Genomic DNA, 26,823 nt, shown 5'->3' with positions numbered 1-26,823 from the left:
TCCATCTTCGTCGTGCCGGTGTGAGCGTGCTGATCGACGCCACCGGGGAAGGCCAGCCGGCGCTGGCCCACTGGGGGGCCGACTTGGGTGACCTGTCACCGGCGGAGCTGGGGGACTTGTTGGCCGACTCGGTCCCGGCGGTGCCGAACGCGGTTCTGGACCAGCCGTTACGGCGCGGGCTGTTGCCCGAGCGCGCTCTGGGGTATCGCGGCCGGCCCGGGCTCAGTGGCCATCGCAGCGGAGCCGATTTCGCGCCCCGCCTGGGTCTGACCTCGTGCGAGGTCAGCGGCGACGTGGTCGTACTGACCAGCACCGACGACAGTGCGGGCCTGTCCGTGCGGAGCGAGCTCGAGCTCACCGGCAGCGGCGTGCTGCGGATCAATCACGAGGTGCGCAACACCGGCGAGACCCCCTACCAGCTGGCCGAACTGGCTGCGATACTGCCGATCCCGGACGTGGCCACGGAAGTGCTGGACTTCACCGGCCGGTGGAGCGCCGAGCGGGTGCCCCAGCGTCAGCGGCTCGGGATGGGTGCGTGGACCCGCGAGAACCGCCGTGGCCGTACGGCTTCGGATGCGTCCTTCGTGACCACCGTTGGTACCGACGGTTTCGGCAACCGGACGGGGACGCTGTGGAGCGTGCATCTGGCCTGGAGCGGCGATCAGGCGACCTGGTCCGAGGCGATCCCCGACGGCACGCGCGTGATCGGCGCGGCCGAGTTGCTGGCCCCGGGTGAAGTGGAACTTCTCGGCGGGGAGAGCTACCGCACGCCGGACGTCTACGGCGCCTGGTCGGATCGCGGACTCGACGGGATCTCCGAGCGATTCCACCATCTGGTCCGGTCGCATCGGAACGACGGTCCGCGCCCGGTCGTCCTGAATACCTGGGAGGCAGTGTATTTCGATCACGACCTGACCCGGTTGCGGGATCTGGCGGACATCGCGGCACGGGTCGGGGTGGAACGCTTCGTGCTGGACGACGGCTGGTTCGGCGGCCGCCGCGACGATCATTCGTCCCTGGGCGACTGGACCGTGTCGTCCGATGTCTGGCCGGACGGTCTGGGCCCCTTGGTCGATCACGTGCGCGGTCTGGGCATGCAGTTCGGACTGTGGTTCGAACCGGAGATGATCAACGTCGATTCCGACCTGTACCGGGCACACCCGGACTGGCTGCTCGGGCCGCACGACCGGCTGCCGCCGGAGGCCCGGTACCAGCAGGTGCTGGACGTGGCACGTCCGGAGGCGGCGGAATACCTGTTCGACCGGATCGACTCGTTGGTCAAGGAATACGGTATTGATTTCATCAAGTGGGACCACAACCGGGATCTGGTGCACGCGATGCACGAAGGTCGAGCCGGCGTGCACGCCCAGACCCTGGCCGCGTACCGCCTGTTCGAACGGTTGAAGGAAGCCAATCCGGGCCTGGAGATCGAGAGCTGCTCCAGCGGCGGCGCGCGCGTCGATCTCGGCATCCTGCAGCACACCGACCGCTTCTGGACCAGCGACTGCAACGACGCCCTGGAACGACAGCACATCCAGCGGTGGACGCAATTCCTGATTCCGCCGGAACTTCTCGGCACCCACGTCGGCCCGCCGGAGGCCCACACCACCGGCCGACGTCACAACCTGACATTCCGCGCCGCCACCGCGTTCTTCGGTCACTTCGGCATCGAATGGGACATCGCGTCCGCGAGCGAGCAGGACCAGGCGGCGCTGGTCGAGATCATCGCCGCCTACAAGCGGCTGCGTGGTGTGCTGCACACCGGCAGCACGGTCAACATCGACCACCCGGACCCCAGCGCCACCTTCAGCGGGGTGGTCGCCGCTGATCGGAGCAGCGCGGTGTTCTGCTACGCCCAGTTGGCGACGACGCTGGCCGAGAAGCCGTCGGCGGCCCGGTTCGCCGGGCTCGACCCGGACCGCCGCTATCGGGTCACGCCTCTGACTCCGGCCGGTGAACCCGCCGCCGGACACCGGGTTCCACCGCCCTGGCTGGCCGCCGGGTCGGCGACGATGTCCGGCCGGACCCTGCAGACGGTCGGCCTCCCGCTGCCCGTGCTGCATCCGGAAGAGGCGCTCCTACTGGAGTTGGTCGCCGTCTGAGTTCGACTCCCGGCGGTCGGTCCCACCGCGCCGCGGCTCGCAGGGATCGCTCGGTCAGCGCCCCGCGGGAACGACCGGCGGTTGGGCCGACCACGGGAAGGTGATCCACAACTCGGTCTCGCGCCAGGAATAGTCGGGCACCAGGATGGTCCGGGGCTTGGTGTACAGCACGGCGGATCGCGCCTCGGCGCCGTGCTGGCGCATCAGATCCATGACCAGGGCCAGGGTGCGGCCGGAGTCGGCGACGTCGTCGACCACCAGCAACCGCTTGCCGCTGATCGCCACCGTGTCGAGCATCGGCTCCAGGACCACCGGGTCGGGCAGGGTCTGTTCGATGTCGGAGTAGAACTCGACGTTCAGCGTGCCCGCGGCCTTGGTGCCGAGGGCGTAGGCCAGAGCACCGGCCGGGAGCAGTCCGCCGCGAGCCACCGCGATGACGATCTCGGGGGTGAATCCGTCGTCGGCGACCTGCTGGGCCAATTGGCGGCACGCGACGCCGAACCGCTCCCAGGTCAGTACTTCGCGGACAGGCCTCGAGGTCGGGGTCACCATGGGCCGAACCTACAGGCCCGCCGGAGGTCCGACGGTCAAGGCCGTAACAAGTGCGTCACCGGACCGACCCGGACCGACAATATTGCCTTCGATACCCTCCGGGGACCACAGAATTTCGGCGGTGACGCCGGCGCGACGGGCGAAAGGGGGTGTTGGCTCTGGCTTCCGAACTGGCCGGCGTCGGACGGGTGACCAACCGGCAGCTGCTCGACCTGGCGATCCGCGCGCCCCGGGTGATGATCGACGGGGTGGAGACATCGGCCGCGCTCGGCATCCGGCGCGGCACGGTGGTGTCCATCGAGCCGTTCGAGGTCGTGCCACTGGCTCCCCGGGTGGTCACGCTCGAGGCCGACGTCGTCCTGATCCCCGGTCTGGTCGACACCCACGTGCACATCAACGAGCCCGGACGCACCGAGTGGGAGGGCTTCGAGTCGGCCACCGCCGCGGCCGCCGCGGCCGGCGTCACCACGATCATCGACATGCCGCTCAACTCCCTTCCGCCGACCCTGACGGCGGCTGCCCTGGCCACCAAGAGGAAGGTCGCCCGGGGCCGCTGTCACGTCGACGTCGGTTTCTGGGGCGGAGCGGTGCCGACCAACCTGGCCGACCTGCCGGATCTGTTCGCGGACGGGGTGTTCGGCGTCAAGTGCTTCCTGCAGGACTCGGGGGTGCCCGAATTTCCGCCGCTGTCGGCAACGGAGTTGCTCACCGCCATGCGGGTGGTGGCCGATATCGGCGGCCTCATGCTGGTGCACGCGGAAGACCCTGGCGTACTGCATGTCTCGCCGACGCCGCAGGGCCGCAGCTACGCCGCGTTCGTCGATTCCCGGCCCGACACGGCCGAGGCGGTGGCCATTGCGACCGTCATCGAGGCTTCCGCGGCCACCGGATGTCGAGCCCACATCGTGCACCTGTCCTCGGCCGCCGGTGCCGACCTGGTGCGCCGGGCCAAGGCGGCTGGCGTGCCGATCACGGCCGAGACCTGTCCGCACTACCTGACTCTGGCCGCCGAGACCATCCCTGATGGGTCGCCACAGTTCAAGTGCTGCCCGCCGATCCGGGGCGGTGCCGACCAGGACGCCCTGTGGGCCGCCCTGGCCGACGGGACCATCGACATCGTCGTGACCGACCACTCGCCGTCCACGCCGGAGCTCAAGTTGCTGGAAGTGGGTGACCTCGGCCTGGCCTGGGGTGGCATCGCCTCCTTGCAGTTCGGTTTCGCCGCGGTGCTGGCGCAGGCCACTCGCCGCGGGGTGACCCTGGCCGACGTGCTGCGATGGATGTCGAGTGGGCCGGCTGACCTGGCCGGACTGCCGGCGAAGGGTCGTATCGCGATCGGCGCCGATGCCGATCTGGTGGCCCTGGCCGACGGTGAGAGGTTCACGGTCACGACCGAGTCGATCAAGCACCGGCACCCGGTGACGCCGTATCTGGGGGCCGAACTGCTCGGGGTCGTCCGGCGACGCTGGCTCCGCGGGACCGAGCTCCAGGACGATATGGTCGCGGGACAGCTGCTGCGCAAGCAGTCGTAGATCGCCCGTCACCATCGATCACCGCACGGAGTGTGAACCCGGATATGAAGCGCACCGACCTCGACCTCGCCTCGCGTTCTCTCGGCGGCTCGGTCCGATGGGCCAGTGACGACTTCTTCGCGCCCCGCGAGGCGCTGATCCAGCCGTGGGCCCCGCTGCACGACAAGCTGGAATTCGGTCCGCACGGCAAGATCTACGACGGTTGGGAGACCAGGCGTCGGCGCACCCCGGGGTACGACTGGGCGATCGTCGCGCTCGGCGTCCCGGGCACCCTTCACGAGATAGTGGTCGACACCGCCTGGTTCACCGGGAACTACCCGCCGGAGATCTCCGTCGAGGCGACCTGGTTGGACGGCAACCCCTCGAACGACCAACTGGCCCAGGCGGAATGGGTCGCGGTGGTCCCGCAATCGGCGGCCCGAGGCGACACCGCCAACACCTATCGGGTGCACAACCACTATGCGTTCAGCCACGTCCGGCTCAACATCTTCCCCGACGGCGGGGTTGCGCGGCTACGGGTGCTGGGCACGCCGGTCCCCGACCCCCGGGTGCTGGGCAGCCGTATCGACCTGGCCGCCCTCCACAACGGCGGCGAGATCGCCGAATGCTCGGACATGTTCTACTCCGATGCCCGTCAGGTGCTCTATCCGGGCGTGGCCCGATCCATGTCCGAGGGGTGGGAGACGGCCCGTCGCCGCACCGCGGGCAACGACTACCTCGTCGTCACCCTGGCCGGGCCGTCACATCTGTCCTACGTCGACATCGACACGGGGTACTTCCTGGGCAACGCCCCGGGCCGCGTCCGGTTGTCCGGCCGGACCGACGACGAGGCGCCGTGGCAGGAGATCCTGGCCGAATCGGCCATCTCACCGGACGGGCACAACCGCTTCCGGCTGGACCCGACCCCGGCCATCTCGGCGGTACGGGTCGATGTCTTCCCGGACGGCGGTTTCTCCCGACTGCACCTGATGGGCGAGCTGGCCGGGGACGCCCTGGCCCAGGCCATCGCGCACTGGCTGCGGCTGCTGCCGCCCCCGGCCTACGCCACGGTCCTGGCCACAGCCGGGTTCGAGCCGGTCGCGGTCCGGACCCTGACGACGGAGCAACTCCTCAGCCTCGCCTGGTAGGGCGCGGGAAACGCCGCCGACGGTAGAGCGGACGGCGTCGGAAGAGATATATCCATTGTGTCATCGAGGCGCAATACGCCGTCGCTAATCTTCGCTGCGTTGGCCGGCATCGGTGACGTTCGTACGCCGAGGTGCATCACGAGCGTCCGGTGCTCGCCTCTGCCCCGCCCGCGCGGCGATGGATCCGGTCCTCCGGCCGAGGCAGCGCCGCGCGGTTGCTGCCGCCCACCTCACCGCCGAGGTCCGTCTCTGAGCCCCGATTGGAGTCCCGATGACCGATACATCCACTCGCACAGCAACAACCGCTGAGGTCGCCGAGGTGCCGGCGCCGCACCACCCCACCGGTGGACACGCCGAGCCGAGTGAACTCGGTGGCCTGATCAAGCCCGGCTACGACCCCCGACTGACCAACGAGGATCTCGCACCGCTGAAACAGCAGACGTGGAAGTCCTATGCGTTCTTCGCGTTCTGGATGTCCGATGTGCACAGCGTCGGCGGATACGTCACGGCCGGCAGCCTGTTCGCGCTCGGCCTGGCCGCCTGGCAGGTACTCATCGCACTATTGGTCGGTATTGTGATCGTCTATTTCCTGTGCAATCTGGTGGCCAAACCGTCACACGCCACCGGTACTCCATATCCGGTGGCCTCGCGGATTCCGTTCGGAGTGCTCGGCGCGAACGTGCCGGCCATCATCCGCGGCCTCATTGCCGTTGCCTGGTACGGGATCCAGACCTATCTGGCGTCCAACTCGATCGTCTTGCTGGCTGTGAAGATATGGCCCGGTGTCGCCCCGTGGGCCGACAAGGCGCAGCACGGATTCGCCGGGCTCTCGGCCCTGGGGTGGGCCGGATTCATGTTGATGTGGGTGGCCCAGGCCATCGTGTTCTGGCGGGGCATGGAATCCATTCGCAAGTTCATCGACTTCTGTGGGCCGGCCGTGTATGTGGTCATGTTCGTCCTGGCCATCTACCTGGTGACCAAGGCCGGCTGGAGCCACATCAACTTCAACCTGGCCGACGGCGGTCTGACGCTGACCGGCTGGGCGGTTGTCCCGGTACTGCTCAGCTCCATCGCGCTGGTCGTCTCCTACTTCTCCGGTCCGATGCTCAACTACGGCGATTTCGCTCGCTACGGCAAGTCTTTCGGGGCGATCAAACGCGGCAACCTGCTCGGCCTGCCGCTGAACTTCATCGTCTTCTCGGTGCTGGTCGTGGTCACCGCGGCCGCCACCCGTCCGGTGTTCGGGCAGCTGATCACCGACCCGGTGGTCACCGTCTCCAAACTCGACTCCACCACCGCGGTGCTGATCGGGGCGCTGACCTTCATGATCGCCACCGTCGGAATCAACATCGTCGCCAACTTCATCTCGCCGGCGTTCGACTTCTCCAACGTCAACCCGCAGCGCATCTCCTGGCGGATGGGCGGGATGATCGCGGCCGTTGGTTCGGTGCTGATCACCCCGTGGAATCTCTACAACAACCCGGAGACGATCCATTACACGCTCGACATCCTCGGCTGCTTCATCGGTCCGCTGTACGGCGTCCTGATCGCCGACTACTACCTGATCAAGAAGCGTCGGGTGGTGGTCGACGACCTGTACACGCTGGATCCGAAGGGGCGCTACCACTACTCGCGCGGGTACAACCCGGTGGCCATCGTGTCCACCCTGGTCGGAGCGCTGGTCGGCGTGATCATCGTCTTCTGGGCCTCCTCCGGCGTGGCCGCCTACAGCTGGTTCATCTGTGCCGGGCTCGGCTTCGTCGGCCACTATGTCGGCACGGCGATCGTCAAGAACTCGGTCCCAGTCGACGATCTCGCGGCCGTGTGAGCCGGTTCCCGCCGCAGCCGGTACGTCGTCGGCCGGACGGCCTCGCCCGGTACGTCGTCGTCGGAACGGTCTTGTCCCCGTCGGAAGGTCCCGACGGCGACGTCGACCGCCGGTCCTGACCTCTGCCGGCAAGTCCCGACCTCTGTCGCCACGTCCCGAACTCTGTCGGCACGTCCCGAACTCTGTCGGCACGTCCCGACCTCTGGCGTTGATCAACTTCTCCGGTTTGGGACTGGAGTGACGGAAGGCGTCATTTTTGGCCACGCCTGCGAAGTTGATCCACGCCGCCCTACGGAGAAGCCATGCTGATCAAGATCATCAATCCGAACACCACGTGGGCCATGACCCGGCGGATCGGCGACTGCGCCCGCGCGGTGGCCGCGGCAGGCACCGAGATCAGCGCCGTCAGTCCGTCGATGGGCCCGGCGTCGATCGAGAGTCACTACGACGAGGCACTGTCGGTGCCCGGCCTGCTCGAGGAGGTCGAGCGAGGTGAGGGTGAGGGCGCGGACGGCTACGTGATCGCCTGCTTCGGCGATCCCGGACTGGACGCGGCCCGGGAGCTGGCGTCCGGGCCGGTCGTCGGCATCGCCGAAGCGGCCATGCACGCGGCCAGCTTCCTCGGCCGCGGCTTCAGCGTGGTGACGACGCTCGGCCGGACCCGGGGTCGGGCCTGGGACCTGGCCGCGCACTACGGATTCGCTGACCGCTGCCGCGGTGTACGGGCCTGCGAGGTCCCGGTGCTCGAGCTGGACGAGCCTGGATCGGGTGCCCGCGAACTCATCACCGCCGAGTGCCGGGCGGCGCTGGTCGAGGACCAGGCGGACGTCATCGTCCTCGGGTGCGCCGGCATGGCCGACTTGGCCGCCGAGATCAGTTCCGTGCTCGGCGTCCCGGTGATCGACGGGGTGGCCGCCGCCACCAAGATGGCCGAATCGCTGGTCGCGCTCGGCCTGCGGACGAGCACCTGGGGCGAGTTCGCGCCGCCGCCGGCCAAGCAGTACGTCGGCCTGCTGAGCGAGTTCGCGGTCCTCTGATCTCCGCCGGCCGACCGGCGCCGCCGAATGCGGCGGCAGTTGCGGGCCGGGTGCCATGATGGCGCCATGTCGGACCGTCCTGGGCCCCCGCCGATGACGCCCGGCGCCCCGCGCCGGAGTCTTGCCGGCGCAGCCTGGGCGTCATCGGGAGGCAACATACGGTCGATACCGTCCGGCAGAACGAAGGAGAAGACCTGTCGGGCGCCGACGGGACGTTGGCCCGGCACAGTGGCGCGAACGCCCCGAGGCGGCGCCCACCGATCGACGGAGGGACATTCGGTGCCGGCTGCCAGACGTCCGTCCACCCTCATCGCCCGGCTGCAGTGTGACCGGACCACCCGTTCCCAAGCCGCGATCCTGGCCGAACTCCGACGCGTGATCCTCGAGGGCGGCGTGGCACCGGGAACGCCTATCCCGGTCGATCAGGTGGCCGAGACGTTCGGCGTCAGCCGTATCCCGGTGCGGGAATCGCTCCGCACGCTGATCGGTGAAGGGTTGGTCGACCACCGCCCGCACTCCGGGTACCTGGTCGCCCAGCTGACCGTCGAGGAGTTCAAAGGTCTGTACACGGTGCGCGGGGTGCTGGAGAAGGCGGCGCTGGCCTCCGCGGTCGAGTTGGCCACCCCGGCCGACGACGCGGTCGCCGTGGACGCCCTCGCCGCCCTGGACCGAGCCATGTCCGACAACGACTTCCACGGCTACCACGTGCAGAGCCGCCGGTTCCACCTGGCCCTGGTCACCCCGTCCCGCATGCGCCCGCTGCTCGGCATGCTCGAGTCGGCGTGGAACGTGACCGAGCCGTTCCAGCCGATGGCGCACATCGACCAGGCTCAGCGTGGACGCCTGCACGCCGAGCACCGGGCGATGCTCGACCACTTCGTGGCCCGTCAGGCCGCTGCCCTGCTGGCCGTGGCCAGCCGCCACCTCGACCACCTGGACACTTCCATCGCGGCCCTGCCGGTCGACACCGGACTGTTCACCGAACCCGACGGCGACACCGGGTCGCCGCCGCACCGGCCGCGCCCCGACGGCCGTCGAGGGGTGCCGTCGTGACCACGCTGACCGAGTTCAACTCCGATGACGCCGTGGCCACAGAGGTTCTCGGTGCCTGCCTCGACATCCCGGAGTGGGTGTCGGCGGTGTCGGCCGGACGGCCCTACCCCGACCTGGAATCGCTCCGGGCGGCCGCGGCCGACCGGGCCGGGCAGATCAGCTGGCGGCAGGTGGCCGGAGCGCTGGCCCGGCACCCCCGGATCGGCGAGAAGAAGGCCGCCGTCGCGGGGACGGCCACCGAGTCGGCCTGGTCGGAGTCGGAACAGTCCGGGGTGCGGGACGACGACGCGGCCGAACTGGCCGCCGGGAACGCCGAGTACGAGGCCCGTTTCGGGTACATCTTCCTGCTGCGCGCGGCGGGGCGTTCGGGGGCTGAGATCCTGGGGAACCTGAAGTCCCGACTGACCAACGATGCCGAATCGGAGAAGCCGGTGGTGATGGACGAACTTCGCCAGATCGGCCTGCTGCGGCTGGCCAAGGCGGTGGGGCCGGAATGAGCGAGCCGTCGAGGGCGAGCATCGAGCGGGTGTCGACCCACCTGCTGGACACCGGCGCCGGCCGGCCCGCCGCGGGCGTCGAGGTGTCGCTGGAGCAGCTCCGGCCCGACGGCACGGCCACTGCGGTCGGCGGCGGCGTCACCGACGCCGACGGCCGGGTCGCCCAGCTCAACGCCGAGCCGCTCGAACCGGGGGAGTACCGGCTCGTGTTCGTCACCGCGGACTACTTCCGCGCGGTCCACGGCGCGATGTTCTACCCCCGCATCGCCGTGTCGGTACTGCTGCCGGCCACGCGCGCGCATTTCCACATCCCGGTGCTGGCCAGCACCTACTCCTACTCGACCTACCTCGGGAGCTAGCACATGGCGATCGTCCTGGGCACCAACCGGTACGGGAAGGCCGAGGTCCGGCTGGTCCACGTGGACCGGACCACACCGGTCCACGTGATCACCGACCTCAACGTCACCAGCCAGTTGATCGGCGACTTCGCCGACACCCACCTCACCGGGGCCAACGACAAGGTCATCGCCACCGACACCCAGAAGAACACGATCTACGCCCTGGCCCGCCGGGACGGTATCGGCGCGATCGAGGAGTTCGGGCTGCGCCTGGCCCGCAACTACGTGGGCACCTACGCCTACGTGACGGGCGCCCGCATGGAGATCGAGCAGTACGCCTGGGACCGCATCCAGACCGCCGACGGACCGCACGACCACTCGTTCACCAGGGGTCCGGCCACCGTCCGGACGACCGTGGTGAAGAAGGGGACCGGGGCGAGCGCGGCGACGGGGGATGTCGGCCGGGCGAGCGCGGCGACGGGGGATGTCGGCCGGGCGAGCGCGGCGACGGGGGATGTCGGCCGGGCGAGCGCAGCGACGGGGGATGTCGGCCGGGCGAGCGTAGCGACGCCGGGCTTGAACGGGGACGAGACCGTCATCTCCGGGGTTTCCGGCTTGATCGTCCTGAAGAGCACCGGCAGCGAGTTCCACGGGTTCCCCGACGTGCCCTACACGTCGCTGGTGGAGACCGACGATCGGGTGATGGCGACCTCGGTCACCTCCCGCTGGGTCTACAACACCCTCGAGGTCGACTTCGACTCCGTGTTCGCCTCGGTCAAGGCGATCCTGCTGGAGCAGTTCGCCGTGGTGCACAGCCTGTCCCTGCAGCAGACGCTGTTCGCGATGGGCCGGAGCGTCCTGGAGGCTCACCCGCAGATCAGCGAGATCCGGCTGTCCATGCCCAACCTGCACCACTTCGTGGTCGATCTGGGCAAGTGGGACCTGGACAACCCGAACATGGTCTTCTACGCCGCCGACCGCCCGTACGGGCTGATCGAGGCGGCCGTCGTGCGCGACGACGCGCCGGTACCGCCCGGCACCTGGGACGGTGTGGCCGGATTCGTGTGATCACCTGCGCCGGGGCGCCGGCCGGGACCCGAAATCCGGGTCCGGACCGTCCCGGCGGGAGGCTTCCGTGATGTGATGAAGTTCTGACGGCCGAGCCGGTCGCAGCCTGCGAGTGAAGGAGTTTCGTGAGCATCTCTGTTGTGGCCGGCGCACCCGTTGTCCCCGGTGCCGAGCGCGTCCTCACTCCGGCCGCGCTGGAGTTCCTGGACGCCCTGCACGCGAAGTTCGGTGATCGGCGGCGCGAGCTGCTGGCCTTGCGCACCACGCGCCGGGACGCCGTCGCCGCGGGCGCCACGCTGGACTTCCTTCCCGAGACGGCCGAGATCCGGGCGGGCGACTGGACGGTCGCGCCGACGCCGGCCTACCTGTCCGACCGGCGGGTGGAGATCACCGGCCCGACCGACCGGAAGATGACGATCAACGCGATGAACTCCGGGGCCAAGGTCTGGCTGGCCGACATGGAGGACGCCAATACGCCGCACTGGCCCAACGTGATCGACGGGCAGATCAATCTGGCCGACGCGATCCGGGAGACGATCACGCTCGAACAGGGTGGCAAGTCCTACCGTCTCGCCGACGGTGAGCACGCGGTCATCGTCATGCGGCCCCGCGGTTGGCACCTGCCCGAGAAGCACCTGATCCGCGCCGGCGAGCCGCTGTCCGGCTCGTTGGTCGATTTCGGTCTGTACTTCTTCCACAACGCCTCCGAATTGTTGGCCAGGGGGAGGGGGCCGGCGTTCTACCTGCCGAAGATGGAATCGCATCTCGAGGCCCGGCTGTGGGCCGAGGTTTTCGCGTTCGCCGAACAGTACTGCGGCATCCCGGCGGGCAGCGTGCGGGCCACGATGCTGATCGAGACCATCTGGGCCGCGTTCGAGATGGACGAGTTCCTGTACGAGCTGCGGGACTACGCCTCCGGCCTCAACGCCGGCCGCTGGGACTATCTGTTCTCGGCGATCAAGACGTTCCGCGACGCCGGACCCGACTTCGTCCTGCCGGATCGGAACACCATCACCATGGCCGCGCCGTTCATGAAGGCCTACTCGGACCTGCTGGTGGCCACCTGCCACAAGCGCGGTGCGTACGCCATCGGTGGCATGGCCGCGTTCATCCCGTCCAAGGACCCGGCGGCCAACGAGGTCGCCTTCGCCAAGGTGCGGGCGGACAAGACCCGCGAGGCGGACGCCGGATACGAGGGTTCCTGGGTGGCACACCCGGGGTTGGTCCCGGTGTGTCGGGAGATCTTCGACGCCGCGCTCGGCGACGGGGTAAACCAGCTGGACAAGGGGCGGGACGCCCAGGTGCCGGGGCCGGAGCTGCTGAACTTCAAGTCACTGCAGATCGACGGGGTCACCCCCGTCACCGAAGCCGGCCTGCGGGGCAACATCTCGGTGGCTCTGGAATACCTGGTGACCTGGTTGTCCGGCCGCGGCGCGGTGGCCATCCACCACCTGATGGAGGACGCCGCAACCGCCGAGATCTCCCGGTCGCAGGTGTGGCAGTGGTTGCAGGCGCACACGATGCTGGACACCGGCCGGATGGTGACCGTGGCCCTGATCACCGAGATCGCCGACGCCGCGACCGAGGATCTGGCCGACGCCTGGGCCGAGATCCCCCACGGCCGCAATCTTCTCGCCGATGCGCGGAATCTGCTGGTCGACCTGACCACGCGGAAGAATTACGTCGACTTCCTGACCCTCCCGGCCTATGACCTCATTCCCTGAGGTCGGGGTGCTCGCCCCAGAGCTGTTGGCCCGCTGGGACGACGCCCTTGTTCCGGACGACATCAGCTACGCGGCCGCCTATCCCGGGCCGCCCGCCCCGGGATGTGTGCACACCGTCTACATCCCGGTGTCGCGGTTCGTGCCGGGCGTCGTCCGCGGATGGGGCGGCGCAGCGGTGGCAGCCCTCGACGAGCATGCGGCGCAGTGGCAGGACCTGCTGGCCGGGTTGGCCGGCGTACCGGACGAGCTCGACGCGCTGACCAGGGCCAAACTCGTCACCGAGCCGATCGAGGATCTGCGGATCGATTTCGAGGACGGCTTCCGGGCCCACCGGGGCACCGTGGCCGACGACCTGGACGAGGACGACCACGCCGTCCGGGCGGCGGGAATCGTTGCTGCCGAGCCGATGCCGCGATCGTGGGGCCTGCGGATCCGGAGCCTGGCCGGAGCCACCCGACAGCGGGGGTTGCGCACCCTGGACCTGTTCCTGGGCGCCGTGCTGTCGGCCGGACCGCTGCGGGCCGGCTTCGTCGTCACCCTCCCGAAGGTCACCTCCCTGGCCCAGATCGGCGTCTTCGTGGCCGTCCTGGCCCAGTTGGAGATCGCCCACTCGCTCGAGCCGGGGACGTTGCGCTTCGAGATCCAGGTGGAGACTCCCCAGACCGTGCTCGGCGCCGACGGCACGGTCCCGGTGGCCCAGATGATCCACGCGGCGGACGGCCGGGTCTCCGGTTTGCACTTCGGTACGTATGACTACACGGCCAGTCTGGGAATCCTCGGGGCGCACCAGAATCTGCGTCATCCGGTGGCCGATTTCGCCAAATCACTGATGATGCTCGCGGCCGCCGAGACGGGTGTCCGGGTCTCCGACGGCTCGGACAACAAGGTGCCGGTCGGCCCGCCCGACGTGGTCGGGCAGCGGTGGGCGACCCACGCCGACGGGGTGCTCCGGGCGTTGCGGCAGGGCATCTTCCAGGGCTGGGACCTGCACGCGGCGCAGCTGCCGTCGCGGTTCGCGGCCACGTTCTCCTTCTTTCGCGACGGTTGGGCCGAGGCGGCCGTCCGGCTCGGTGACTACCACCGCCAGGAGCCCGGTGCCGGCGGCGTGCTGGACGAGCCGGCCACCGCGTTCGCGCTCGCCCGGCATCTGGCCGCCGCGCTGGCCTGTGGGGCCGTCCGGCCGGAGGAGATGCTGGCCGTGGCCGGGATCGACCGCGCCGTCGTCGAGCGGTACCTCGTGCGCGGCGCCCCGCCCGGGGGAAGATCGTGACGACGTCGTTCGCAGAAGCGGGGAGGTGCGGCGAGCCGAGAGCGGCGGGGCGCGCTGCACGGCCCGCCCGAGACCAGGAGGCACGTTCCAGATGCATCTGACACCAGGCGATACCGAGAAATTGCTGCTGTCGGTGGCCGGCATGGTGGCGCGCGACCGGCTGGACCGCGGCGTGCAGCTGAACTACCCGGAAACCGTTGCCCTGCTGACGACCTGGGTGATCGAGCGGGCCCGCGACGGCCGCAGTGTCGAGGACCTGATGGCGGCCGGCCGCGAGGTCCTGACCCGGGAGCAGGTGATGGACGGGGTGGCCGAGATGCTGCCCGACGTCCAGGTCGAGGCCACCTTCCCCGACGGGCGCAAGCTCGTCACCATCCACCAGCCGATCGCGTAGGGAGCCACCATGGCATCGGGAAGCAGCACCGGCCCAGGGGCCATCCGCACGGCCGACGGCACCGTCGTGCTGAACGGCGACCGCACGGACTCTGAACGGATCTCACTGCACATCGTCAACACCGGCGACCGCCCGATCCAGATCGGCTCGCACCTGCACCTGCCGGACGCGAACTCCGCACTGGAGTTCGACCGAACGGCCGCGCACGGGTTCCGGCTGGACATTCCGTCCGGAACGTCCCGCCGGTTCGAGCCCGGCGCCTCCAGAGACGTTGCCGCGGTGGCCTTCCGGGGATTGCGCCGCATTCCGGGAATCCAGATCAAGACCGACGGCGGGGTGCTCTGATGGTCGAGATCTCCCGCGCCGAATACGCCGCGCTGTACGGCCCGACGGTCGGCGACCAAGTGCGCCTGGGCGACACCGACCTGTGGATCGAGATCGAGAAGGACTACACCGCGGGCGGCGACGAGGCCGTCTTCGGCGGCGGCAAGTCCATCCGGGAGTCGATGGCCCAGGGCAGCACGACCCGGGCCCAGGGCGCCGTCGACACCGTCATCACCAACGCCATCGTGCTCGACCACTGGGGCGTCGTCCGGGCCGATGTCGGGGTCCGCGACGGCCGCATCGTGGCCCTCGGCCGTTCCGGCAACCCGGATGTGGCCGACGGAGTGCACCCGGATCTGCACATCGGGCCATCGACCGACGTCATCTCCGGCGAGGGCAAGATCCTCACCGCCGGCGGCTTCGACTCGCACGTGCACCTGCTCTCCCCGTCGCAGATCCACGAGGCCCTGGCCACCGGGCTGACGACCATCGGGGGCGGCGGCACCGGCCCCAGCGAGGGCAGCAAGGCCACCACCGTCACCCCCGGCGCCTGGCATCTGGAGAAGATGCATCGCGCCCTGGATGCGTTGCCGGTCAACGTGTTGCTGCTGGGCAAGGGCAACACGGTGTCGACGGCCGGCCTGGCCGAGCAGGCGCTGGCCGGGGCCGGCGGCTACAAGGTGCACGAGGACTGGGGCTCCACCCCGGCCGCGATCGACGCGGCGCTGCGCGGCGCGGCCGAGTGGGGTTTGCAGGTTGCCTTGCACTCGGACTCGCTCAACGAGTCCGGGTACGTGCAGTCGACCATCGACGCCATCGCCGGCCGGTCCCTGTCGGCGTTCCACGTCGAGGGGGCCGGGGGCGGCCACGCCCCGGACATCCTGAAGCTGGCCGGGCTGCCGATGGTGCTCCCCGGGTCGACCAACCCGACACTGCCCCACACGGTCAACACCGTGGCCGAGCACCTGGACATGTTGATGGTCTGCCATCACCTGAACCCGGCGGTCCCGGAGGACCTCGCGTTCGCCGAGTCCCGGATCCGGGCCACGACCATCGCCGCCGAGGACGTCCTCCACGACATGGGTGCGATCTCGATGACCTCCTCCGACGCGCAGGCCATGGGCCGCATCGGCGAGGTCGTCACCCGGACCTGGCAGGTGGCCCACGTGATGAAGTTGCGGCGCGGCGACATCGGCGGCTCCCAACCGGCGGACAACTTCCGGGCCAAGCGGTACATCGCGAAATACACCATCAACCCGGCGATCTCGCACGGCGTCGACCACGAGATCGGCAGCGTCGAGGTCGGCAAGCTGGCCGACCTGGTGTTGTGGGAGCCGAAGTTCTTCGGCGTCCGCCCGTCGATCGTCATCAAAGGCGGCGCCATCGCGTGGGGCGCCCTTGGTGACCCGAACGCGTCCATCCCGACCCCGCAACCGGTGCTGATGCGCCCATCGTTCGGCGACGCCATCGGGGCCGACCTGTCGGTGTCCTTCGTCGCGCCGGCCGCGGTCGAAGACGGTCTGGCCACTCGGCTCGGACTGCGCCGGGATCTGGTCGCGGTCCGCCCGACGCGTGAGGTCGGCAAGGCCCAGATGATCAACAACGACGCCCTCCCGGACATCGACATCAATCCGGAGACGTTCGCGATCAAGGTCGACGGGGAGCTCATCGAACCCGCTCCGGCGTCCGTCCTGCCGCTGGCCCAGCTCTACTCGATGTTCTGATGCCGGACGGACCGGCCGAACTGATGTTGATGCTGCTCTCCGACGCCCGGCTGCCGACCGGCGCCCACACCCAGTCGGCCGGGCTGGAACCGGCGATCAACGCCGGCCTGCCGCCGGCAGACGTACCGGCCTACATCCGGGCTCGGTTGACGACGGTGACCGCGGTCGAGGCCGGTGCGGCGGTGGTGGCGCGTCATCGGGCGCTCGGCGCCGACCCGACCCCAGGGCTGAGGGGCGTCGACCGGGCCTGGCGGGCCCGGACCATCAGCCCGGCCCTGCGCGAGACGTCCGTCCTGCTCGGTCGGGGCTACCAGCGGCTGGTCGCCCGGCTCTGGCCGCGCCACCGCGCAGTGATCGCCCTGGGTGCGGTGGAACGCCCGGGGCGGGCCGTGGTTCTCGGGGTGGCGGCCGCGTGCGCCGGACTCAACCCGGCCCAGCTGGCCCGGCTGATCGGGTACGACGAGGCGCAGACGATAGCCGCCGCGGCTCTGAAGATCGCCCCGCTCGATCCGCTGGAGGCCACGGCCTGGGTGATCGGGGCGCAGCCGGTGATCGAACGGATGGCCGCCGGTGTCGCCGGCCTCACCGAACCCGACCAGATCCCGGCCTTCGGCGCCCCGCTCATCGAGCAGTGGGCCGAGATCCACTCCACCACAACGCAAAGGTTGTTCCGTGCCTGATCTGGAATCCGTCCCCGGCCTGTCCGCCACCCGATCCCTTCGCCTCGGAGTCGCCGGCCCGGTCGGCACCGGCAAGTCGTCGCTGATCGCGCTGATCTGCCGCGAGATGAACGCCGAGCTGCGGTTGGGGGTGATCACGAACGACATCTACACCGACGAGGACGCTCGCTTCCTGCGGTCGGCCGGAGTGCTGGACCCGGAACGCATCCGGGCCGTCGAGACCGGCGCCTGCCCGCACACCGCCATCCGGGATGACGTGACCGCGAACCTGATCGCCGTAGAGGACCTGGAGAGTGATTTCGCCCCACTGGATGTGGTGCTGGTCGAATCCGGCGGCGACAACCTGACCGCGACCTTCTCCCCGGCCCTGGTCGATGCGCAGATCTTCGTCCTGGACGTGGCCGGCGGCGGCGACGTGGCCCGCAAGGGCGGTCCCGGTATCGGCCGGGCCGACCTGTTGGTGGTAAACAAGACCGACCTCGCGCCGTACGTCGGGGTGGACGTCGCGCAGATGGTGGCCGACGGGCGCCGGGCCCGCGACGGACGGCCGGTACTGGCGTTGTCGCGCACCGACGCCGAGTCGATCGAGGGTCTCAAGGACTGGGTGCGGAGCGTGTTGACGTCGTTCCGATCCGGCCACCATGTCCCGGTCGACCCGGGCCCGATGGCTCCGCACAGCCACCGCCACGACGAACACAGCCACCGCCACGACGATCACGAACACCCCCACGCGTGACGTTCGTCGGCGTCGACGCCGGCGAGGGTCGATCCCGGCTGCGGATGACGGGCGGAAACCTGGCGCCCCGGCTGGTGCGTCAGGACGCCACCGGGGCGAAGGTGGCCCTGGTGGCGACCACGGCGCTCCTGCTCGGCGAGGACCGGGTGGAGCTGGATCTGCGGGTCGGACCCGGGGCGTGGCTGGAGATCGTGGAGACGGCCGGGACCGTGGCCTACGACGCCGGCGGCGCGCCGTCCTGGTGGAACGTCCAGGTCACCGTCGACGCGGGCGGGATGCTGCTCTGGCCGGGCGAACCGTTCGTCGTCTCGGACGGGGCGAACACGCTGCGGCACAGCCGTTTCGATCTGGCCGCGGGGGCCGTGATGTGCATCCGGGAAACGGTCGTGCTGGGCCGGAGTGGGCAGGTCGGTGGGGCGGTGCGGGTTCAGAACCGGATCGAACGCCCGGACGGGCCGCTGTTGGTCGAGGATCTCGACCTCCGCGACCCAGCGACCCGCGAGCTCCCGGGCCTGGCCGGACGGGCGAGCGTCATCGACACCCTCACGTTGGCCGGCGCGGCGGTCCCGAACGCCCCGAGCATCCCGGTCGGGCACCACTTCGCACTGGACGGAGAGGGTGCCGTGGCCAGGGTGCTGCGGTCGGGACTGGCCGGGTCTCCGGTGCCCGGTTGGTGGGTCGCCTGGAGTGCCGCCGCCCGCGCCGCCCACCTCAGGCCGGGGTGGTGACCGCCCGTCGGGCGGCGAACGCGGGAGCCAGCAGAACCAGAACCGCCGTCGTCACCAGCGGCACGACGTAGCCCCAGCGCAGCGAGCTGCCGGAACTCACCAGCCCGGTCAGTACGCCGCCGAGCACGAATCCCAGGTAGTTGAACTGGTTCAGCCGGGCCACCAGCACATCGGCCCGCCGACGGCGTTCCTCCGGGGTGCCCTGGCCGGCCAGCACGCCGGCGGCCGAGAAGGTGAGCGGCGCGACCACGGCGAGGCCGGCTCCGAGCACGGCGAATCCGGCGATGGCCACCGCCGGCCCGGGGGCGAGAACGACCAGGAGCAAGCCGACCGCGCCGATACCGGCGGCCATCCGGACCACGGTCACCGCGCCGCTGCGGCGCACCAGGAAGTCGCCCGCCACCCGGGACAACAGACTGGTCGTCTGGTAGGCGCCGTAGGCCAGGGGGGCCACGCCGGCGGTTGCGGCCAGGCCGTCACGCAGGTAGATGGTCGACCAGGACGACGCCGCGGAATCGGCGATGTAGAACAGCACCAACGCCGCCCCCAGCAGCAGCAATGGGCGCCACGGGAGCTGGGCGGCGGCCTCGGTGTCCGGGGCCGCCTCGATGCCGGGTAGGTACGGGCCCAGGGCGATGGCGGCGATGACGACGGCCGTCGGCACCAGCGCCGCGGTGAGTGTCCAGGAATGGGTGCCCGCGGTGTAGAGCGCCCCGACGATGCCGCCGGCCGACCAGGCCGCGTGGAAGGAGGTGAGGATCGATCGGCCGTACCGGGCCTCGAGGGCAACGGCCTGCATGTTCTCCGACGCGTCCACCGTGCCGAGGCCCAGGCCGTAGAGGCCGACCCCGATCAGGAAGACGACCAGGTCATCGGCCAGGCCGGCGACGGCCAGACCGGACGCGGCGATCACCAGGGCCGCCCGCAGGGACGTCGCGCTGCCCCGACGCGAGGCAAAGGCCCCGGCCGCGGTCGACCCGAGCCCGGCCAGGACGGCCACCGCGAACATGACTCCGGTGATGGCCAGGTCGTCCAGTCCGTACCGGTCCTTGACCGCCGGGAGATGGGTCAGCACCACTGCGAACCCCAGGCCTTGGGCGAAGAACGCCGCGGCGACACCTGCCCGCGACCGTCCGAGTTGCCCCATTGCGTCACTATCGACGTGGTTCGGTGACCGCGTCAATACATCGAGGGACTCAACTTGGTCACTTGACCAACAATCTTCCGGTGAACGCTTGACGCCGGAGACCCGGCGCCCGCACAGTGGTCCACTACGGCGGCTGCGTACCTGCATGGCGCGCAGTCGCCGTCCTGCCGTTCGAGGTTCCGGAAGGGACGCCATGCCTCGCATTTCCGTGGCGCAGCGGCGAGAACTGTTGCTGGAGGCGGCCTGGCGGGTGCTCGTCCGTGACGGTTTCGCGGCCGCCACGACCAGGGCGATCTGTGCCGAGGCAGGGATGAAGCAGGGCGTGTTCCACTACTGCTTCACCAACCGGGACGAACTGCTGCGCGAGGTGGCCGCCGGGCTGCTGGCCGCGCAGGTCTCGGCGTCCATGGACGCGGTCGGCACGGACGGCTCGATGGAAGAGGCAGTGACCCGTGCCTTCGGGGTCTACTGGGACGCGGTGGAGGCGGAACCGGGTCTGCATCAGGTGTTGTACGAGATCACCACCGCGGTGCTGCGTGATCCGCGGTCCAGCGAGATCGCCCGCTTCCAGTACCGCCGCTATCTGGACGGGGTGCGCGGCACCCTCGACCAGCTCGAACAGATCCGTCAGATCGTCTGGGACCTGGACAAGGAAGTGCTGGCGAGGCAAGTGGTGACGGTGCTCGACGGTCTGACCCTGCACTACCTGGTCGACCGGGACAGCGCGGCCGCCCATGCCGCCCTGGCCGCGTTCGCGGCCGATTTCGCCACGCACGCCCGGCCCGTCTCATGACGATCCGAGCCGGCGCGGCGATCCCGGGCATTGCGGACCTGCGCGCCGCCACCGCCGACCTTGACCCGCCGTTCGGCGTGCTCGACCGGGCCGCGCTCGACTGGAACGCCGACGATCTGCGGCGCCGAGCGGCCGGCAAACCGATCCGGATCGCCAGCAAGTCGATCCGCATCCGCCAGGTATTGGCCGACACGCTCGCGCGGCCCGGGTTCGCCGGACTGCTCTGCTACACGCTGCCGGAGGCGTTGTGGCTGTACGGCAAGGACTTCCGTGATCTGGTGGTCGGATACCCGAGCGTCCATCGGGCCGGGATCGCTCAGCTCGCGGCCGACGAGGGAGCGGCGGCGGCGGTCACGCTGATGATCGACGACGCGGCCCAGCTGGATCTGATCGACGCGGTTCTCCCGCCGGCGCGGCGAAATGTCATCCGGGTGTGCATCGAACTGGACGCGGGGTTCCGGAAGGGTCCGATCAAGGCCGGGGCACTCCGGTCACCCGTCCGGACCCCTGATGCGGCACAGGCCCTCGCACGGCTGATCGCGGCTCGTCCCGGCTTCCGGCTGGTCGGGATGATGGCCTACGAGGGTCAGATCGCCGGGGTCGGCAATGCCGGACGCGGGCTTCGGCCGCGGCTCGTGCGAGCGATGCAGCACCGTTCGGCTGCGGAGCTCCTGGAGCGGCGGGCGCTGGTGGTGGCCGCCGTGCGCGGTGTGGCCGACCTGGAATTCGTCAACGGCGGGGGGACCGGCTCGCTGGAGACGACCACCGCCGAGGACGCCGTCACCGAACTGGCGGCCGGGTCCGGACTGGTCGGCCCCGGCCTGTTCGACCACTACGGCGCCTTCCACCCCCACCCGGCCATGTACTTCGTGATGTCGGTGGTGCGGCGGCCTTCTCGTTCGGTGGCCACCATGCTCGGCGGTGGTTGGGTGGCGTCCGGCCCGGTGGGTGCCGATCGACTTCCGGTGATCGCCGACCCGCCGGGACTGGAATACGTCGATCTCGAGGGCGCGGGCGAGGTGCAGACCCCACTGCGGGGGCGCCGTGCCCGGAACCTCGCCGTGGGCGAACAGATCTGGCTCCGGCACGCCAAGGCCGGTGAGCCGGCCGAGCATCTCAACGAATTCCACCTCGTCGAAGACGGCCGGATCACCGATGTGCTGCCCACCTATCGCGGCGAGGGGCAGGTCTTCCTGTGACGGCGTGGCGGAACTGGGGCCGTTCGGTGCTGGCTCATCCGACCTCGATCGAGACCCCGCGTGACGAAACGGAAGTCGTCGCCCTGCTGAGTCGGGCGGCGGGCGACCGGCGCCGCGTACGACCGGTCGGAGCGGGGCATTCCTTCACCCCGATCGCCGCCACCGACGGGGTGATGGTGCGGCTGGACGCGCTGAGCGGCGTGCGCCGGGTCGATGGGCACGAGGTCACGTTGGGGGCGGGGACCCGGTTGCGTGACCTGCCGGCCCTGTTGCGGCCGTACGGCCTGGCCCTGGAGAACATGGGCGATATCGACACCCAGACCGTGGCCGGGGCCATCTCGACCGGAACCCATGGAACCGGAACGGCTTTCGCGGGCATCGCGGCACAGGTCACCGGGTTGCGGCTGGTGTTGGCCGGTGGTGGCGTCGTCGACTGTTCGGGCACCGTCCGGCCCGAGCTGTTCCAGGCGGCGCGGATCGGGCTCGGCGCCTTCGGGGTGCTGACCGAGGTGACGATCCGGTGCGTGCCGGCGTTCCTGCTGGCGGCCGATGAGCATCCGATGCCCCTGGCCCCGGTGCTGGAGCATTTCGACCAGATCACCGCCGGCGCCGACCACGTCGAGTTCTACTGGTTTCCGCACACCGACACCGCGCTGGTGAAGTCCAATACCCGCCTTGGGCTCGAATCCGGCCGTCGCCCACTGCCCCGGTGGCGGTCCACGCTGGACGACGAGGCGATGTCCAACGGACTGTTCGCCGCTACCTGTGGGCTCGGATGGTTGGTGCCGCAGGTGGTTCCGACGATCAACCGCGTGGCGGCCCACCTGGTGAGTACGCGGACATTCACCGACGACTCGTATTCCGTCTTCACCTCGCCGCGCCGGGTCCGTTTCCGGGAGATGGAATACGCCATCGACCGGGACGCGATACCGGAGGCGATCAGAGAAATCCGGACCTTGATCCAACGCAAGGGCTGGCGCATCTCGTTCCCGTTGGAGATCCGCGTGGCCGCGGCCGACGATGTCTGGCTGTCCACCGCGTACGGCCGCCCCAGCGCCTACGTCGCCGTGCATCGCTACCACCGGGATCCGTTCGCCGAGTACTTCCTGGCCGTCCAGGAGGTGCTGCTGGCCTTCGGCGGACGCCCGCACTGGGGCAAGCTGCATTCCCTTGGCCACGAACAGTTACGCGCGCGCTACCCGCGGTTCGGTGATGCGCTCGCCGTCCGGGACACGGTGGACCCGGATCGCCGGTTCGCCAACCCCTACCTGGACCGGGTGCTCGGCCCGTAGCGAACCCAGGGCCGTACGGTGCGGGCCGCGCCAGCGCGCCTGGAACAATGAGGCAGTGTCTGCTCCCGATCTGTCCTTGAACGCCGCGCCGTCCGTCGGTGCCGGCCTGGTCTCCTCCCGGCTGTCGGCTACGCCGAAGATGGTCGTCACGGACATGGACGGGACGCTGCTCGGCGCTGACGGGCTCCGGGTCAGCGAGCGCAACGCCGCGGCTCTGCGGCGAGCGGGTCAGGCCGGGGCGCGGGTCGTCATCGCCACCGGCCGCCCGGTGATCTGGTTGGGGCCGGCCATCGATGCCGGGTTCAGCGGCACCGCGGTCTGCATGAACGGGGCCGTCACGTTCGACATCGGCAGCGGCGAGATCGTGGCCAGCGCCCCCATGCTGCCGTCGGCCATGCAGGCCTTCGCGGCGGCCCTGTCGCGCCGTCTGGAGATCTCGGTGGCCGTCGAGCGACTGGGGAGCCTGGAGCACGACTTCTGGGCGGAGGACACCTACCGTCACCCCTGGCTGCTCGGGCAGGGCCAGCACCGGGTCGGCCGCCGGTCAACCATCCTGGCCGATCCGGCCGGAAAGCTGCTGGTCAGGGGCCCGGGCGACTCGCACAGCCTGGCCACCGCAGCCCGCCTCAGTGCGGCCGAGGCCGGCGTGGACGACCAGCTGTCGGTCACCTACTCCACGGACGACGGCCTCATCGAGGTCGCCGCGGCCGGAGTCAACAAGGGGTTCGCGCTGGCCCGGCTCGCGCAGTCGTGGGGGATCGAATCGGCCGAAGCGATCGCCTTCGGCGACATGCCCAACGACCTGGAGATGCTGACCTGGGCCGGGCACGGCGTGGCCATGGGTAACGCCCACCCCGAGGTCACCGCCGTGGCCAGCGAGATCGCCCCGCACCACGGGGACGACGGGGTGGCGGCCGTGCTGGAACGCTGGTTCTGACCTCGTCCGACCCCGTCGTCGATGGCCGGCGCGGCGGCCCGGAGAGCACCGGCGGCGACTCATCCCGGTGCCGCCGTCCGATGATGACCGGGCCACGGTGTGCTCGTCCCGGTCACGACCGAGGACGGTGACCCGAGTGGCTCTTGACGCGGGTGACGACTCGACGCGACCATGGCCTCGGGGCCAGGGGATCGCGTTGCGGGAGAATGCCGATGGACAAGCCGTGGTTGTGCCGGCTGGGTTTGCACCGCCTGGTCGACTTCCCCGATCCCAATCCGGAGTCCGGTGGCCTGGAGAAGCAGGGATACCGGGCGTGCACCCGCTGCTCGAAGGAGAAGGACCGGAACACCTACGCCACCCGGTCGGGGCAGTTCCGTCTGACCTGAGGTGCCACCCGGGTTTCCTATGATTCGGTCATGACGACGACCTCTGAGCCGACCAGCGCCGACTCCACCACGTTCTGGGCCGATGCCGACCGGCACCTGATCCGGTACGGGGGTCACTTCACGCCCGAGATCATCGCCAGCGCGGCCGGCAGCTATCTGTACACCGAGAGCGGCCGCCGGCTGCTGGACTTCACCTCCGGGCAGATGAGCGCCATTCTCGGGCACTCACATCCCGAGATCGTCGCCACCGTCCGGGAGGCCGTCGGCACCCTGGACCACCTGTTCAGCGGCATGCTGTCCCGTCCGGTGGTGGACCTGGCCCGGCGGCTGGCCGACACGCTGCCAGCCACGCTGGAGAAGGTGCTGTTGCTGACCACCGGCGCCGAGTCCAACGAGGCGGCCATCCGGATGGCGAAGCTGGTCACCGGGAAGTTCGAGATCGTCTCCTTCAGCCGCTCCTGGCACGGCATGACCTCGGGCGCCGCGGCGGCCACCTACAGCTCGGGTCGGAAGGGTTACGGCCCGGCCACTCCGGGCAACATCGCCATCCCCACCCCGTATGCGTACCGACCGGACTTCGTCGACGCCGCCGGCGAGTTCGACTGGAAGCGGCAGCTGGATCTGTCATTCGAGCTGGTCGATGCGCAGTCCGTGGGCAGCCTGGCCGCCTGCATCGTCGAGCCGATCCTCTCCTCGGGTGGGCTGATCGATCCGCCCATCGGCTATCTGGCTGCGCTGCAACGCAAATGTCGCGAACGCGGGATGCTGCTGATCCTCGACGAGGCGCAGACCGGGCTCTGCCGGACCGGAGCCTGGTATGCCTTCGAGCGTGACGGCATCGTTCCGGACATCATCACCCTGTCCAAGACCCTCGGCGCCGGCCTGCCACTGGCGGCCGTCGTCACCAGTGCCGAGATCGAGGAGCGGGCCCACGCGCTGGGGTACCTGTTCTACACGACCCACGTGTCCGATCCGATGGTCGCCGCCGTCGGGCTGACGGTTCTCGATGTCCTGCAACGGGATCGGATGGCCGAGCAGTCGTTGGCCAAGGGGCAGGTGTTGCGCGCCGGTCTGGAGCAGATCCGGAGCCGTCACCAGGTGGTGGGCGACATCCGCGGGCGCGGGTTGTTCGCCGGGCTGGAACTGGTGCTGGACCGCTCGACCAAGGAGCCGTCCGACGCGCTGGGCGCGGCCGTCACCCGGCGCTGCCTGGATCTCGGCCTGCACATGAACGTGGTCCAGATCCCGGGTATGGGCGGGACCTTCCGGATCGCGCCGCCGCTGACCGTCTCCGCCGGCGAGCTGGCGGAGGGCCTGGAGATGCTGGACCAGGCGATCGGCGAGGTCGCGGGCGGGATGGGTCTGGGGTAGGGGCATCCGAACGCTCCGGGGTCGAGGTCAGCGCAGGCAGCGAGGGCAGTGCCCGGGAGAGCCGGACCATCCCTGGCCGATCAGTACCTCGGCCACCTCCAACGCGACCTCGCACGATTCCTGGGTGACCTCCGTCCAGCCGTAGCGCAGGGACGGGGAACCGGTCTTGGTGTGGACGTTGTCCCGCCTCCGGTCCCGCAACCGGCCGACGTGGCCCAGGCGGCCATCCAGCTCGACGACCAGGGCATAGTCCGCGTACAGCACGTCGACGAACTCCCGACGGGCTCCCCGTGATTGCTGCCGCTGGCCGCGGGGCAGGCTGTGCGCCTTCTCCACGGCGTGCCGGTAGTGGTATTCGAGGCTGGAATGCACGCCGTCGGCGGCGTCGGCGATGATCCCGGTGATCAACCGGCGATTTGGTATCCGGCGGCGCCGCTGCAGGGCCCGTTGCAGTGCCTCGGGCGAGGTCAGGCGGCGTTGGATCGCTGCGGTGATCCATTCGATGGCCGCGGCCGGGCCCGCGGTGCAGAGGTCGAGCACCGTGTCCTCGATGCGGGTGCACGGCGGCTCCGTCCGGGTCGAGATCGAGCGGACCCCAGGACGTTCCTCCCGAAAGGTCACCCAGTTCCGGGCCGCCGGACGCGTTCCGGCCGGCGTCAGGATGTCGATGGTCTGCGGTTGCTGGTCCGCCAGGCCCTGGAGCCGGGCCGCGGTCATCCCGCCGGCCCGGGCGTGGGGACCACCCATCAGGACTCCGGCCCAGACCCACCCCGTCCAGGGCGGCGTCCCGTGGGGGTAGGCGAACAGACCGCGCTCGATCCGGCCGAAGAGGCCGGCGGACACCAAACGGTCGAGAACGTTGTCCGACACCCCGCAGCCCAGGATCTGGGTGCGCACGAGGACGCCGGACTGGGCGCGGGCCAGACGTTCGAGTTCGGGTGGCACCTCGTGGCGGTGATACACGCACTCAGCGTGCCGTTTTGA

26 protein-coding genes are annotated in these 26,823 nt (G+C 70.0%); 23 read left to right on the top strand and 3 right to left on the bottom strand.

Going from position 1 to position 26,823, the window contains the following annotated elements; translation table 11 throughout:
- The first annotated feature begins 20 nt into the window (after positions 1 to 20).
- A complete protein-coding gene (locus tag BLS97_RS05830; RefSeq protein ID WP_197676424.1) occupies positions 21 to 2,102 on the top strand; it encodes an alpha-galactosidase in 2,082 nt (693 codons plus the stop codon).
- A gap of 54 nt (positions 2,103 to 2,156) precedes the next feature.
- Here the strand turns inward: BLS97_RS05830 and BLS97_RS05825 are convergent, their stop codons facing one another.
- Positions 2,157 to 2,654 carry a phosphoribosyltransferase gene (locus BLS97_RS05825; RefSeq protein ID WP_090475042.1) on the bottom strand — a complete coding sequence of 166 codons (498 nt, stop codon included), beginning with the start codon at positions 2,652 to 2,654 and terminating at the stop codon, positions 2,157 to 2,159.
- 158 nt (positions 2,655 to 2,812) lie between these two features.
- Between BLS97_RS05825 and allB the strand changes: the two genes are divergently transcribed.
- The 16 genes from allB to BLS97_RS05745 all read left to right on the top strand — a co-directional run bounded on the left by allB (position 2,813) and on the right by BLS97_RS05745 (position 18,714).
- Positions 2,813 to 4,186, top strand: coding sequence for an allantoinase AllB (gene allB / locus BLS97_RS05820; protein ID WP_456238317.1), 1,374 nt, complete (start codon positions 2,813 to 2,815; stop codon positions 4,184 to 4,186).
- Between the two features lie 44 nt (positions 4,187 to 4,230).
- The gene (alc, locus tag BLS97_RS05815) at positions 4,231 to 5,313 is read left to right on the top strand and encodes an allantoicase (protein WP_090475040.1); all 1,083 of its coding nucleotides are present in this window, start codon (positions 4,231 to 4,233) and stop codon (positions 5,311 to 5,313) included.
- A gap of 271 nt (positions 5,314 to 5,584) precedes the next feature.
- Positions 5,585 to 7,141 carry an NCS1 family nucleobase:cation symporter-1 gene (locus tag BLS97_RS05810; protein ID WP_090475038.1) on the top strand — a complete coding sequence of 519 codons (1,557 nt, stop codon included), beginning with the start codon at positions 5,585 to 5,587 and terminating at the stop codon, positions 7,139 to 7,141.
- Positions 7,142 to 7,443: 302 nt separating this feature from the next.
- Positions 7,444 to 8,178: an aspartate/glutamate racemase family protein gene (locus BLS97_RS05805; protein ID WP_090475037.1), complete on the top strand. Its 735-nt coding sequence runs from the start codon at positions 7,444 to 7,446 to the stop codon at positions 8,176 to 8,178.
- 279 nt (positions 8,179 to 8,457) lie between these two features.
- Entirely contained in the window at positions 8,458 to 9,231 is a 774-nt protein-coding gene (locus BLS97_RS05800; RefSeq protein ID WP_231988380.1) for a GntR family transcriptional regulator, read from the top strand.
- Positions 9,228 to 9,728 carry a 2-oxo-4-hydroxy-4-carboxy-5-ureidoimidazoline decarboxylase gene (gene uraD / locus BLS97_RS05795; RefSeq protein ID WP_090475033.1) on the top strand — a complete coding sequence of 167 codons (501 nt, stop codon included), beginning with the start codon at positions 9,228 to 9,230 and terminating at the stop codon, positions 9,726 to 9,728. The genes BLS97_RS05800 and uraD overlap by 4 nt, the downstream gene beginning before the upstream one ends.
- Complete coding sequence (uraH, locus tag BLS97_RS05790; protein ID WP_090475031.1) at positions 9,725 to 10,087, top strand: hydroxyisourate hydrolase; 363 nt, start codon at positions 9,725 to 9,727, stop codon at positions 10,085 to 10,087. The genes uraD and uraH overlap by 4 nt, the downstream gene beginning before the upstream one ends.
- Before the next feature lie 3 nt (positions 10,088 to 10,090).
- The gene (gene pucL / locus BLS97_RS05785; protein WP_231988379.1) at positions 10,091 to 11,134 is read left to right on the top strand and encodes a factor-independent urate hydroxylase; all 1,044 of its coding nucleotides are present in this window, start codon (positions 10,091 to 10,093) and stop codon (positions 11,132 to 11,134) included.
- Between the two features lie 125 nt (positions 11,135 to 11,259).
- On the top strand, positions 11,260 to 12,858 hold the full coding sequence (gene aceB / locus BLS97_RS05780) for a malate synthase A (RefSeq protein ID WP_090475030.1): 1,599 nt from the start codon (positions 11,260 to 11,262) through the stop codon (positions 12,856 to 12,858).
- Positions 12,842 to 14,128 (top strand): DUF6986 family protein, encoded by a 1,287-nt coding sequence (locus tag BLS97_RS05775; RefSeq protein ID WP_090475028.1) that lies wholly within the window; start codon positions 12,842 to 12,844, stop codon positions 14,126 to 14,128. The genes aceB and BLS97_RS05775 overlap by 17 nt, the downstream gene beginning before the upstream one ends.
- Before the next feature lie 91 nt (positions 14,129 to 14,219).
- The gene (locus tag BLS97_RS05770) at positions 14,220 to 14,522 is read left to right on the top strand and encodes an urease subunit gamma (protein WP_090475027.1); all 303 of its coding nucleotides are present in this window, start codon (positions 14,220 to 14,222) and stop codon (positions 14,520 to 14,522) included.
- A gap of 9 nt (positions 14,523 to 14,531) precedes the next feature.
- On the top strand, positions 14,532 to 14,867 hold the full coding sequence (gene ureB / locus BLS97_RS05765) for an urease subunit beta (RefSeq protein ID WP_090475025.1): 336 nt from the start codon (positions 14,532 to 14,534) through the stop codon (positions 14,865 to 14,867).
- Positions 14,867 to 16,570: an urease subunit alpha gene (locus BLS97_RS05760; RefSeq protein WP_090475023.1), complete on the top strand. Its 1,704-nt coding sequence runs from the start codon at positions 14,867 to 14,869 to the stop codon at positions 16,568 to 16,570. The genes ureB and BLS97_RS05760 overlap by 1 nt, the downstream gene beginning before the upstream one ends.
- A complete protein-coding gene (locus BLS97_RS05755; protein ID WP_231988378.1) occupies positions 16,570 to 17,250 on the top strand; it encodes an urease accessory protein UreF in 681 nt (226 codons plus the stop codon). The genes BLS97_RS05760 and BLS97_RS05755 overlap by 1 nt, the downstream gene beginning before the upstream one ends.
- A complete protein-coding gene (gene ureG / locus BLS97_RS05750; RefSeq protein ID WP_197676423.1) occupies positions 17,243 to 17,986 on the top strand; it encodes an urease accessory protein UreG in 744 nt (247 codons plus the stop codon). Before BLS97_RS05755 ends, ureG begins: the two co-directional genes overlap by 8 nt.
- Complete coding sequence (locus BLS97_RS05745) at positions 17,983 to 18,714, top strand: urease accessory protein UreD (RefSeq protein WP_090475021.1); 732 nt, start codon at positions 17,983 to 17,985, stop codon at positions 18,712 to 18,714. The genes ureG and BLS97_RS05745 overlap by 4 nt, the downstream gene beginning before the upstream one ends.
- On the opposite strand, the gene BLS97_RS05740 is transcribed toward BLS97_RS05745, so the two are convergent.
- Positions 18,698 to 19,861, bottom strand: a complete 1,164-nt coding sequence (locus tag BLS97_RS05740; protein WP_090475019.1) for an MFS transporter — start codon at positions 19,859 to 19,861, stop codon at positions 18,698 to 18,700. The two genes, BLS97_RS05745 and BLS97_RS05740, sit on opposite strands and share 17 nt — an antisense overlap.
- Positions 19,862 to 20,054: 193 nt before the next feature.
- Here BLS97_RS05740 and BLS97_RS05735 point away from each other — a divergent pair, with 193 nt between their 5' ends.
- The 6 genes from BLS97_RS05735 to BLS97_RS05710 all read left to right on the top strand — a co-directional run bounded on the left by BLS97_RS05735 (position 20,055) and on the right by BLS97_RS05710 (position 25,839).
- Positions 20,055 to 20,654: a TetR/AcrR family transcriptional regulator gene (locus BLS97_RS05735; RefSeq protein ID WP_172832224.1), complete on the top strand. Its 600-nt coding sequence runs from the start codon at positions 20,055 to 20,057 to the stop codon at positions 20,652 to 20,654.
- On the top strand, positions 20,651 to 21,853 hold the full coding sequence (locus BLS97_RS05730) for an amino acid deaminase/aldolase (protein ID WP_090475015.1): 1,203 nt from the start codon (positions 20,651 to 20,653) through the stop codon (positions 21,851 to 21,853). Before BLS97_RS05735 ends, BLS97_RS05730 begins: the two co-directional genes overlap by 4 nt.
- Entirely contained in the window at positions 21,850 to 23,145 is a 1,296-nt protein-coding gene (locus BLS97_RS05725) for a D-arabinono-1,4-lactone oxidase (protein WP_090475014.1), read from the top strand. Before BLS97_RS05730 ends, BLS97_RS05725 begins: the two co-directional genes overlap by 4 nt.
- 55 nt (positions 23,146 to 23,200) lie before the next feature.
- Entirely contained in the window at positions 23,201 to 24,082 is an 882-nt protein-coding gene (locus BLS97_RS05720) for an HAD family hydrolase (protein WP_197676422.1), read from the top strand.
- 212 nt (positions 24,083 to 24,294) lie between these two features.
- The gene (locus tag BLS97_RS05715; protein WP_157695214.1) at positions 24,295 to 24,468 is read left to right on the top strand and encodes a hypothetical protein; all 174 of its coding nucleotides are present in this window, start codon (positions 24,295 to 24,297) and stop codon (positions 24,466 to 24,468) included.
- Between the two features lie 30 nt (positions 24,469 to 24,498).
- The gene (locus tag BLS97_RS05710; protein ID WP_090475010.1) at positions 24,499 to 25,839 is read left to right on the top strand and encodes an aspartate aminotransferase family protein; all 1,341 of its coding nucleotides are present in this window, start codon (positions 24,499 to 24,501) and stop codon (positions 25,837 to 25,839) included.
- A 27-nt stretch (positions 25,840 to 25,866) separates the two neighbouring features.
- On the opposite strand, the gene BLS97_RS05705 is transcribed toward BLS97_RS05710, so the two are convergent.
- The gene (locus tag BLS97_RS05705) at positions 25,867 to 26,802 is read right to left on the bottom strand and encodes a type IV toxin-antitoxin system AbiEi family antitoxin domain-containing protein (RefSeq protein ID WP_090475009.1); all 936 of its coding nucleotides are present in this window, start codon (positions 26,800 to 26,802) and stop codon (positions 25,867 to 25,869) included.
- Positions 26,803 to 26,823: the final 21 nt, after the last annotated feature.

Origin of the sequence: Nakamurella panacisegetis, assembly GCF_900104535.1 — a bacterium.
Taxonomy (GTDB): Bacteria; Actinomycetota; Actinomycetes; order Mycobacteriales; family Nakamurellaceae; genus Nakamurella; species Nakamurella panacisegetis.
This window is presented reverse-complemented; position numbering and strand designations above follow the sequence as displayed.